Origin of the sequence: Mucilaginibacter sp. OK283, from assembly GCF_900110415.1 — a bacterium.
Lineage (GTDB): Bacteria > Bacteroidota > Bacteroidia > Sphingobacteriales > Sphingobacteriaceae > Mucilaginibacter.
In genome coordinates, this window is the sequence record NZ_FODR01000011.1 from 251,931 (window position 1) to 262,647 (window position 10,717).

The 10,717-nt window shown below is 44.1% G+C and carries 9 protein-coding genes; 6 read left to right on the plus strand and 3 right to left on the minus strand.

Annotation, left to right across the window (positions count from 1 at the left end; genetic code table 11):
* Nucleotides 1-370 precede the first annotated feature (370 nt).
* Nucleotides 371-3,400 carry a glycosyltransferase family 117 protein gene (locus BMX56_RS22995; RefSeq protein WP_090652035.1) on the plus strand — a complete coding sequence of 1,010 codons (3,030 nt, stop codon included), beginning with the start codon at nucleotides 371-373 and terminating at the stop codon, nucleotides 3,398-3,400.
* A gap of 113 nt (nucleotides 3,401-3,513) precedes the next feature.
* Here BMX56_RS22995 and kdsB read toward each other — a convergent pair whose 3' ends face one another.
* From kdsB to trpS, 3 genes are all read right to left on the minus strand, one after another.
* Nucleotides 3,514-4,248 (minus strand): 3-deoxy-manno-octulosonate cytidylyltransferase, encoded by a 735-nt coding sequence (kdsB, locus tag BMX56_RS23000; RefSeq protein WP_090652036.1) that lies wholly within the window; start codon nucleotides 4,246-4,248, stop codon nucleotides 3,514-3,516.
* Nucleotides 4,249-4,348: 100 nt separating this feature from the next.
* Nucleotides 4,349-4,963 carry a deoxynucleoside kinase gene (locus BMX56_RS23005; RefSeq protein ID WP_090652037.1) on the minus strand — a complete coding sequence of 205 codons (615 nt, stop codon included), beginning with the start codon at nucleotides 4,961-4,963 and terminating at the stop codon, nucleotides 4,349-4,351.
* 178 nt (nucleotides 4,964-5,141) lie between these two features.
* Nucleotides 5,142-6,137, minus strand: coding sequence for a tryptophan--tRNA ligase (trpS, locus tag BMX56_RS23010; RefSeq protein ID WP_090652038.1), 996 nt, complete (start codon nucleotides 6,135-6,137; stop codon nucleotides 5,142-5,144).
* A gap of 159 nt (nucleotides 6,138-6,296) precedes the next feature.
* Between trpS and BMX56_RS23015 the strand changes: the two genes are divergently transcribed.
* The 5 genes from BMX56_RS23015 (at nucleotide 6,297) to BMX56_RS23035 (ending at nucleotide 10,553) form a co-directional block, all read left to right on the plus strand.
* A complete protein-coding gene (locus BMX56_RS23015; RefSeq protein WP_255369898.1) occupies nucleotides 6,297-6,929 on the plus strand; it encodes a lysophospholipid acyltransferase family protein in 633 nt (210 codons plus the stop codon).
* Between the two features lie 237 nt (nucleotides 6,930-7,166).
* Entirely contained in the window at nucleotides 7,167-7,769 is a 603-nt protein-coding gene (locus tag BMX56_RS23020) for a lysophospholipid acyltransferase family protein (protein ID WP_255369899.1), read from the plus strand.
* Nucleotides 7,766-8,056, plus strand: a complete 291-nt coding sequence (gene gatC, locus BMX56_RS23025; protein ID WP_090652041.1) for an Asp-tRNA(Asn)/Glu-tRNA(Gln) amidotransferase subunit GatC — start codon at nucleotides 7,766-7,768, stop codon at nucleotides 8,054-8,056. Before BMX56_RS23020 ends, gatC begins: the two co-directional genes overlap by 4 nt.
* A 196-nt stretch (nucleotides 8,057-8,252) precedes the next feature.
* Nucleotides 8,253-9,008 carry an ABC transporter ATP-binding protein gene (locus tag BMX56_RS23030; RefSeq protein WP_090652042.1) on the plus strand — a complete coding sequence of 252 codons (756 nt, stop codon included), beginning with the start codon at nucleotides 8,253-8,255 and terminating at the stop codon, nucleotides 9,006-9,008.
* 180 nt (nucleotides 9,009-9,188) lie between these two features.
* Nucleotides 9,189-10,553 (plus strand): exonuclease domain-containing protein, encoded by a 1,365-nt coding sequence (locus BMX56_RS23035; RefSeq protein WP_090652043.1) that lies wholly within the window; start codon nucleotides 9,189-9,191, stop codon nucleotides 10,551-10,553.
* Nucleotides 10,554-10,717: the final 164 nt, after the last annotated feature.

Consider the following 10,717-nt stretch of genomic DNA (forward strand, 5'->3'; position numbering starts at 1 on the left):
TAACGGCCAAAAACATTAAATACCTGAGCGATTTACTGAAAAGCTACGATTTATTAATTGATGATTATTAGGTCGCTTTCTTATTGGTTAACCAGCCATTTTATCGCCCAGATATTGGGTATTTGTTAAATCGGCTAATATTCTTTGTACGTTTTAAATTTGATAATGTTGTTATTGTTTTTGCCTCTAATTTATTGGTGATTAATTACAGGGTTATACGGTAAGCCATCCTTACCTACTCACTCAAAATCAATAAGTTAAATTTTGTTAAAAGATGTTAAGCAGATGTTAATACTCATGGCGTTCTGATATTTTACTTCGAAATTGTACCGCATTCACGTATGATAAAACAATTACAACCTTATTAATAATGCAGTACAACAAAGTCAACAACCTGCTGGGCTGGGCCTGCCTGCTCATTGCCCTTGCAACCTACGTTTTAACCCTCGAGCCATCAGTAAGCTTTTGGGATTGCGGCGAGTTTATAGCCTGCGCCTACCGCCTGCAGGTATCGCACCAGCCGGGTTACCCCATGTTTGCCATGCTGGGCAAAGTATTTTCGCTGCTATCCATGGGCGATAAAACTAAAGTACCTTATTTTACCAACCTCGGTTCGGCCCTTGCAAGCGCTGCCACGGTAATGTTTTTGTTCTGGACAATTACCGCGCTGGCCAAAAAGCTACTTGTCGCAAAAGGCGAAACAATCACATCATCACAACTGATTGCGATAATGGGGGCCGGCCTGGTTGGTTCTTTGGTCTTTGCTTATACCGATACCTTTTGGTTTTCGGCGGTAGAGACCATTGTATTCGCCCTGTCTTCGCTTTGTACAGCTGTAGTATTCTGGGCCATTTTAAAATGGGAGGCACATGCTGATGAACGCGGCGCCGATAAATGGATAGTTTTAATAGCCTACATCATGGGCCTGTCCATCGGCATCCACTTGCTTAACCTGTTAACCATCCCGGCTATTACCATGGTGTATTATTTCCGCAGGTATAAAAACCCAACTGTAAAAAGCGGCATCGTGGTATTTTTGCTCAGCATCGTATTACTTGGTTTGGTACAGTATGGCATCAGGGAATACACCATCAAATTGGCAGCTTACTCCGACCTGTTTTTTGTGAACTCCCTGGACCTGGGTTTTGGCAGCGGTGCCATGTGTTTTGTAATGCTGATTGTAGCTTCATTAGCCCTGGGTATCCGGTATAGCATCCGCCATAAAAAACCGGCGCTAAACCTGGCGCTGATTTGCCTTGCCTTCATTTACTTTGGTTACGGATCATTTTTTTATATCCCTATCCGGGCTACCGCCAATACCGATCTGAATAACTCGCATCCGGACAATGCTTTTACACTTAACGATTATCTTGGCCGCATACAGTATGGTGAAACGCCGCTGCTTTACGGCCCGTACTTTGACGCCAAACTTACCGACCAGCAGGAAGGTAAAAACCTGTACCGCAAAGGTGCCGAACGGTACGAAGTAAGCGGCAAAAAACTTGTCAATACCTATGATCACAATACACTGATCCCCAGGATGCACAGTACGCAGGGCGATCCGCAATATGCCCAGAACGTACAGTTTTACAAACAATGGTTGCAATTAGCCGACGGGCAAAGCCCCACTTTTGCCGATAACATGAAGTGGATGTTAAGCTGGCAAATGTACCAGATGTACTGGCGCTACTTTTTATGGAATTTTGTTGGCCGCTACAATGATGCCGATGGCCAAACCAGCTCAGTATCAATAGACGGCAACTGGACATCGGGCTGGTTTGATGGCAGCAAACACCTGCCCAAATCCGTAACCAGCTCTAACGCCTATACTCCTTTATATGCCTTGCCTTTGGTTGTTGGCTTATTAGGTATGGCCTACCACATTAAACGCAAAAAAGCCGATGCTATAGTTATTGCCCTGCTGTGGTTTTTTACGGGCCTGGCCATTGTACTATACGTTAACCAGGCCAATATACAACCCCGCGAGCGCGATTACTCGTACGTAGGCTCCTTTTATGCCTTTGCCATCTGGATAGGCCTCGGCGTGCTGGCTATTAATGATTTTATGCGGCGAAAAGTAAATGCGAAGGGAGCTGCTTTTGCTTCGGTGGCTGTTTGCTTGCTTGTTGCGCCTGTTTTAATGGCCAGGCAGGAATGGGGCGATCATGACCGGTCGACCAAGATGACGGCACATGATATGGCTTATAATTTCCTGATCTCGTGCCCAAAAAATGCTATCCTTTTTACCAATGGCGATAATGACACATACTCCCTTTGGTACGACCAGGAAGTTGAAGGCGTAAGGCCCGATGTGCGCATAGTTTGTACCAGCCTGTTTAGCGGCGATTGGTACATCCGCCAGATGCAAAAGCCCATGAACCAATCGGCGCCGCTGCCCATTACCATGCCTTTTGACAAATATAAACAGGGCGTACGCGATTTTATGGCTTATAATGATGCCAAAATACCTGGCCCGGTCGACCTAAAAGAGGTATTTGATTTTATTACATCAGACGATGAACGCACCAAAGTACAATACCAAAGCGGCGAAAGCATGAACTACCTGCCCACCAAAAACTTTAAACTTAAAGTGGATCCGGATGAGCTGGTAAAAAACGGCGTGGTAACCCCGCAACAAAAGGCTAAGCTGACCAACAGCATGGAGTGGACATATACCGGCGATTACCTATACAAAGATAAGCTGGCCATAATAGACCTGCTGGCCCATAACGATTGGAAACGCCCGGTATGTTTCACCATCGGCGTAGCTCCTGAATATATGATGGGAATGCAGCCTTACCTGTATAAAGAAGGTTTTACCTACCGCCTCATTCCATTTAAGGCCGATACAGCAGTGCACGACCAGTTAGGCAAGGTAAACAGCCTGGTGATGTACAACAACGTAATGAACAAGTTTAAATACGGTAATTTTAAACATGCCCGCTACCTTGACGATGTAAGCAAAACCCAGTTTTACCCTTACCTGGAAACCACCTTTCACGACCTTGCCCAGGGCTTGATTAAAGATGGCCGCAGCGACCTGGCCCTAAATGCCCTGCATAAGTTTGACCAGGAAATGCCCGACATTAACCCCAACATTGATACCGCTCATCGTAAGCTGCTGTTGGCCCAATTAGCCTATAAACTCAACGACAAGGAGCTGGCCAACCGCTATGCCAAAGGCATAAGCAATTACCTTACCGACCAGCTTGCCTATAATTATACCCTTTTGAAAGATAAACCCGAAGCCCTTAACGTTGGCGAAGTACAATTTCAGCTGTATGTATTGAACGGATTGGCAGAAACCACCAAAGCATACAACGAAACCGGGTTGCATAAACAATTCCAGGACGAGTTAAATGATTACGGGAGTAAGTTTGCTGTGCTGGAAAACAGATAGAAAGCTGAAAACGAAAAGCTTAAGGCTGAAGGCGTACTTGCCCACCAAATGCAGGCGAAAAACTTACGAAGTTTTAAAAACTTCGTAAGTTTTTCGCCTGCTTAGCTATTTAGTTATTTAAACAAATTCAATTTTTCCAAATCAGCCGGCACATCCACCGCATGGGTTTCCAGTTCTGTTTCGGCAACTTTTATGCGGTAGCCATTCTCAATCCAGCGCAGTTGTTCAAGGCTTTCGGCTTTCTCTAGGCCCGAGATGGGGAGTTTAGTAATTTGCTGCAACACATCTGCCCGGTAGCCATAAATGCCTATGTGTTTAAAATAAGTATAGAATTCAAGCCAGTTGTCGGGCTCCTGTGCGCGGACGTGTGGCAGCGTAGCGCGCGAAAAGTACACCGCCTCGGATAGTTTATTGATAACCACTTTGGGTGAGTTGTAGTTAAACAATTCTTCCCTGGTCAGTATCTTTTTTATCAGCGTAGCTATTTGGGTACCGGGATCGTTAAAGCAGGTAGCCAGCTTGGTTATCTGTTCCGGGTTGATGTACGGTTCATCGCCCTGGATGTTGATAATCACATCGTATTCAGGATGTAAGGAGGCGACTTCAGCACAGCGGTCGGTACCGCTTTGATGGTCATCGGCTGTCATAACCGCAACTCCGCCAAAGGCTTGTATATGATCAAATATGCGGCTATCGTCGGTCGCCACTATTACCTCGGCAACATCAACGCATTTCTTAGCCTGCTCATACACCCTTTGAATCATGCTTTTACCGGCAATATCAACTAAAGGTTTACCCGGGAATCGGGAAGATGCGTAACGGGCGGGAATTATACCTAAAATGTTCATTCAGTTATACGTTTTACGTATTACGTTATACGTTTTTGAATATTTTTTTCATCTGGTTTACGTAAAACTTAAAACGTCCGACGTAAAACCTAACTAACCGCTAAAACAACCCATTAATTTCCCGTTCAATCAGCTGAACTATGGTAGCCATATCTTCGGTATTATTGGCGAAATCGAGGTTGTCTTTATCGAGGATCAGCAATTTGCCCAGCTTATAGTTTTTGATCCATTTATCATACTTCTCGTTCAGTTTTGACAAGTAATCCAGGCGGATGCCTATTTCATATTCGCGGCCACGGCGTTGTATGTTGCTTACCAGGGTTGGCACCGATGCTTTAAGGTAAACCAACAAATCGGGCGGTTTTATAAACTCGGTAATGTTCTCAAATATCGATTCGTAGTTTTGATAATCGCGGGTGGTCATCAGCCCCATATCATGCAGGTTTTCGGCAAATATGTAGGCATCCTCATAAATGGTACGGTCCTGTAAAATATTGCGGCCGGTTTTCTGAATATCGATAATCTGGCGGTAGCGACTGTTCAGGAAATAAATTTGCAGGTTAAAACTCCAGCGTTTCATGTCGCTGTAAAAATCTTCCAGGTAGGGGTTATTGTCTACGGCTTCAAAAAGTGGTTCCCAGCCGTAGTTATGGGCCAGCATTTCAGTCAGCGTGGTTTTACCGGCGCCAATATTTCCTACAATAGCTATGTGCATTTTTTCTTGATAATGAATTTGTCTGAACCGTAATTTGTCGAATTTACAGAATTACTTGAATTTTAAAAGGCTCAATACTTTATTATTTCAACTTTTAAATGTCAAAAAAGCCCTTTCAGGGCTTCTGTTATAAATTCCGAAAATTCCTTAATTCGTTTAATTCCGGTTCAGATAATTTTTAAAATTTCTTAAACCCTATAATTTCCCGTACTTCCCTAATAGTTTTTGAGGCGCTTGCACGGGCTTTTTCTTCGCCCATGGCGGCCACTTTTCTTAAATAATCGGCATCGCCCGCAATGGCGTTTATCCGCTCGCGGATGGGCGCCGTGGCAATGATCATATCCTCGGTAAGCTGTTTTTTAAGATCGCCGTAACGGATAGCCATTTTGTTATACAAATCGTCAAAATGGGCAACGGTATCCGCAGATGATACTACCTTCATCAAATCAAACAGGTTTTGAATTTCCTGCGGTTTGGTTTGGTTTTCGGTTGTTGGCCCGCCATCGGTAACAGCACGCATTACCTTCTTTTTGATGGCTTCGGGGGTATCGCAAAGGAAAATGGCATTACCCTCCCCCTCTGACTTGCCCATTTTACCTTTACCATCAAGCCCCGGAATTTTTACCAGGTTGCTGCTGTAATTAAAGGCGTAAGGCTCGGGAAAATAATCGTGGTTGTACAGCCGGTTAAAACGGTTACCAAAGGTACGGGCCATTTCCAGGTGTTGCTCCTGATCTTTACCAACAGGCACTTTGGTTGCTTTATGGATAATGATATCTGCTGCCATTAATACCGGGTAGGTAAGCAGGCCCGCGTTCACATTATCGGGATTGGCGCGTACTTTGTCTTTAAACGATGTAGCGCGTTCCAGTTCGCCCAGGTAGGCATTCATGTTTAAATATAAATATAGCTCGCTAATCTCGGGCACATCTGATTGTACGTAAATAGTAGCCTTTTCCGGGTCGATACCCGCGGCAAGGTACTCCACCAAAACCTGTTTTACATTACTATGCAGGTTGGCGGGGGTTGGGTGCGTGGTTAACGAATGCAAATCGGCAATAAAAAAAAAGCAGTTATATTCATTCTGCATTTTTATAAAGTTCTGCAAAGCCCCGTAATAGTTTCCTAAGTGCAAATTTCCGGTCGAACGGATGCCACTAACAACAGTTTCCATAGGTGGCGAAAGTAAGGAATTTTTCTATTTTTGATGGCGATGAAAATGATATTGAAAAAAGTGCACATCTATTTATACGTATTGAGTGTAGCGCTTTCCTACTTTTTATTATGGCCTTTTTTTAAATATTTTTCTAAAAAAAACTCCCGGTACCATAGCATGAACAAACTGCGCCGGGCCTGGGGGTATATCAGTTCGGCCATGGTAGGTATCTTCTATAATTTTGAATATGAAGAGCCTGTTGACTGGAGCAAACCTTATATCATTTGCCCGAATCATACCTCCAACCTCGATATTTCGGCCATGTGCATTCTGGTAAATAGCAACTGCAGCTTCATGGGCAAGCAGGAACTGGAAAATGGTTTGGTAACCGGTATATTCTTCCGCTCGGTTGATATCCCGGTTAACCGTGAAAGTAAAATGTCGTCTTTCCGGGCTTTTAAAAAAGCCTCCGAAAAGTTACAGGAAGGAGTTTCGTTGATTATCTTTCCCGAAGGAATGATCTCAGATCATTATCCGCCCCAATTGTGTGAATTTAAAAGCGGACCGTTTCGCCTGGCTATTGAACATAAAATACCCATCATCCCGGTAACATCTGTAAACACCTGGCAAATACTTTGGGATACCGGCACCAAATATGGCAGCAGGCCAGGCATTTGCCATTTTTACGTACATAAACCCATAGATACCAGTAACCTTACAATTGCCGGTGCCGATGCCTTGCGCGATGACGTTTACGCCATCATCCAACAAAAGCTGGCCACATCCGAAAAGCTACAAACAATTGCATAAAATTTATTGAGACCTGCAAATGAAGTTAACATGAAAATTTTAGCTTTAGGCCTTTCACATTAAGCTTTAAGCTTTCTGAAACCAGTATTTTTTTTACATTTGGGGAACATGAAATTAACACTGAAAAGGATCCATACCAAATTTTATAGGTATAGCATAGCCGTCTTTTTCACCCTTTGTTACCCGGTTTTATATATACTCAGGCAAAAAACCAGTAGATACCGGTACATTAACCAAATGCGGCGACTTATTATTTTTTTGAGTTCGAGCATTTCGGGAATTTTTTACAGCGCTACTTTCGAAGAGCCGCTGGATTGGAAAAAAACTTATGTAATATGCGGCAACCACACATCAAACCTTGATGTATCGGCCATAAATACCATCCTTAAAAACAATATTTGTTTTATGGGGAAAGAAGAATTGCTGAACAATTATGTACTTGGCTATTTTTTTAAGACCATTGATGTTACGGTTAACAGGGAAAGTAAAATGTCGTCGTTCCGCGCTTTTAAAACTGCTGCAGAGCGTATTAAAAACGGGGTAAGCGTAGTTATTTTCCCCGAAGCCACTATCCCGAAAGATTATCCGCCCGAGTTGCATAGTTTTAAGAACGGCCCGTTCAGGCTGGCAATTGAAATGAAAGTACCCATTTTGCCCATATCATCCCTGGATACCTGGAAAGTGCTTTGGGATACCGGCAAAGAATATGGCAGCAGACCCGGAATTTGTAATATATTTGTACATAAACCCATTGAAACGGCCCATTTAACACTGGAGGATGCCGATGCGCTACGCGATGAGGTATTTGAAATTATAAAAAACAAACTGCAAACGACATGACCATAGATAAAGAAACAGTTGAAAAAGTTGCCCACCTGGCCCGCTTAGAGCTAAACGAGAGCGAAAAGCAGGACATGATACAGGATATGAGCAAAATCCTTGACTTTATGGCCAAACTAAACGAACTGGACACCACCGGCGTAGAACCGCTTATTTACATGACCGATGGGGCCAACATATTGCGCGAGGATGTGGTAAAACAAGAAATAACCCACGAAGAAGCACTTGAAAACGCTCCTAAGCACGATAAAGACTACTTTTTGGTGGCTAAGGTGATTGAGAAGTAATTTTTTAAGAAGTCGGAAAGTCCGGAAGTCCGAAAGACGGAAAGTAAGTGAAACAACACTTTCAAACTTTACCGCTTAACAAAAACTTCCGGACTTCCGGTCTTTCGGACTTCCGGACTTTCTGACTTCCCAACTAATAAAAACAAAAAGCTTGTAACATTCCGCCCCTATCAACAGTCCAAATAAAAAAACATTCATGGAGCCATTAAAAGACAAGCCTTTAATTACCATAAACGAGATTGGACGTAAGTACGTGATAGGTAGCGAAGTTATTCACGCGCTTAAATCGGTGTCGTTAACCATAAATAAAGGCGAATTTGTGGCTTTGATGGGCCCGTCAGGTTCCGGCAAATCAACGCTGATGAATATCCTGGGCTGCCTGGATACCCCAACTAAGGGCGTGTATATTTTGAACGGAATAAATGTAAGCCACATGACCGATAATGAGTTGGCAGAAGTGCGTAACTCAGAGATTGGTTTCGTTTTCCAAACGTTTAACCTATTGCCCCGTAATACCGCGCTTGATAACGTTGCCCTGCCCTTGATCTACGCCGGCATCAGCAAAGAAAAACGTACCGAGCGCGCAAACGCCGCCCTTAAAAATGTTGGTTTGGAGCATAGGGTTGACCATAAACCAAATGAGCTTTCTGGTGGTCAGCGTCAGCGTGTGGCCGTGGCGCGGGCTCTTATTAACGACCCCTCTATTATACTGGCCGATGAACCAACCGGTAACCTGGATACCAAAACCTCTATTGAAATTATGGGCCTGCTGGAAGATATCCATGCCAAAGGCAATACCATTATACTGGTAACCCACGAAGAAGATATTGCCAAGCATGCCCACCGCATTGTGCGTATGCGCGACGGGCTGATTGAAAAAGATTACCAAAACGAGGATATCCAAAAGGTTGACAGAAGACTTGCCGTAGAAACGGCTGAAGAGAAAGCTTAATCATCCATTTAATAGAGAGGTTGATATTAACTGAGAGGTTTATAATCTTGTCCGTCTTCCCTACTTTCGGACTTTCGAACTTCCATCTTTCGGACTTCCCGTCTTTTGGACTTTCCATCTTCCCGACTAAAAAATAAAATAACACTAAAATAATTAGCAAACTTGTATTACATTTGAAATATGTATGCAATTGTTGATATCGAGACTACCGGGGGGCATGCCAGCGCCAATGGCATTACAGAAATTGCCATATGCATACATGATGGTAAAAAAGTTGTAAAACGTTTTCAAACCCTGGTTAACCCCCAACGCGAAATACCCATATATATCAGCGCCTTAACAGGTATTACCAACGAGATGGTGCAAAGCGCTCCGCCCTTTGAGGATGTTGCGGCTGATATTTACCATTTGATACACGGCAAAATCTTCGTAGCGCATAATGTAAATTTTGATTATTCATTTGTGCGCTACCACCTGGCCGCCGCCGGATACGATTTACAACTGAACAAGCTTTGTACCGTACGCCTGGGCCGTAAAATATTGCCCGGCCTGCCATCTTATAGCCTTGGCCGCCTATGCCGCCATTTAGGTATAGATAACGAAGCCCGCCACCGCGCCGCCGGCGATGCCGAAGCCACCGCCGAGTTATTTACCCTGTTAATAAACAGCGATAGCGAGGGCCATATTAAACAGGCACTTAAGCAAAATTCAAAGGAACAGGTATTGCCCGCCAACCTGCCAAAAAAAGATGTAGAGCAATTGCCATACTCGCCGGGCGTATATTATTTTCATGACCAAAAAGGGAAAGTGATTTATGTTGGCAAAGCCAAAAACATCAAAAAACGGGTAAGCAGCCATTTCACGGGCAACAACCCGGGCTTGCAGCGGCAGGAGTTTTTACGCAATATTCACCAGGTAAGCTACCAGGTTTGCGGCACGGAGTTGATTGCTTTTGTGCTGGAAGCCATCGAGATTAAACGCCTGTGGCCAAAATACAACCGGTCGTTAAAACGCTTTGAAAACGCCTATTGCCTGTATGCTTTTGAAGATCAGCGCGGCTATACCAGGCTGGCGGTTGATAAACGCCGCAAATTCAGCGATGTTATTTATACCTGCAACTCATTGCTGGATGGTTATAATCTGCTTAACAAACTGATAGAAGCTTTTGGCCTATGCCCCAAGCTTTGCTTTATACAAACCAACACGGCCCCATGTACCGGTACCGCCGGCAGCCAATGCGCCTGCGAAGGTGTTGAATCTGTAGAGGACTATAACAAAAAGGTTAACAACGCCATTGACCAGCTTAAACTTGCCCTGCCTACCTATGCCATCCGCGATGAAGGCCGTACCGGCGATGAACACAGCTGTATTTTGGTTGAAAAAGGCCAGTTTTACGGTATGGGCTACATCTCGCACTATTTTGATGCTAATAACGTGCAGCAACTCAAAAACTACCTGACTCCCTACCCGGGCAATGACTACATCAAAAACATCGTATCCTGCTATGCTACACGGTATCCGGACAGGATGGTGGTGTTTGCATAACGTCATTGGGTCATTGGGTATACGGCAAGTCGGTTTCACAAATATTGTTTTATCTATTTAACATAATTCCACTCACCACTCACCACTCACCACTCACCACTCACCACTCACCACTCACCACTCACCACTCACCACTCACCACTCACCACTCACCACTCACCACT

Coding starts and splice junctions, on each gene's coding strand:
- trpS (WP_090652038.1), bottom strand. CDS start 6,137: ATGGAAACTGTTGTTAGTGGCATCCGTTCGACCGGAAATTTGCACTTA.
- BMX56_RS23005 (WP_090652037.1), bottom strand. CDS start 4,963: ATGCACATAGCTATTGTAGGAAATATTGGCGCCGGTAAAACCACGCTG.
- gatC (WP_090652041.1), top strand. CDS start 7,766: ATGACCATAGATAAAGAAACAGTTGAAAAAGTTGCCCACCTGGCCCGC.
- BMX56_RS23015 (WP_255369898.1), top strand. CDS start 6,297: ATGAACAAACTGCGCCGGGCCTGGGGGTATATCAGTTCGGCCATGGTA.
- BMX56_RS23030 (WP_090652042.1), top strand. CDS start 8,253: ATGGAGCCATTAAAAGACAAGCCTTTAATTACCATAAACGAGATTGGA.
- BMX56_RS23035 (WP_090652043.1), top strand. CDS start 9,189: ATGTATGCAATTGTTGATATCGAGACTACCGGGGGGCATGCCAGCGCC.
- BMX56_RS23020 (WP_255369899.1), top strand. CDS start 7,167: ATGCGGCGACTTATTATTTTTTTGAGTTCGAGCATTTCGGGAATTTTT.
- BMX56_RS22995 (WP_090652035.1), top strand. CDS start 371: ATGCAGTACAACAAAGTCAACAACCTGCTGGGCTGGGCCTGCCTGCTC.
- kdsB (WP_090652036.1), bottom strand. CDS start 4,248: ATGAACATTTTAGGTATAATTCCCGCCCGTTACGCATCTTCCCGATTC.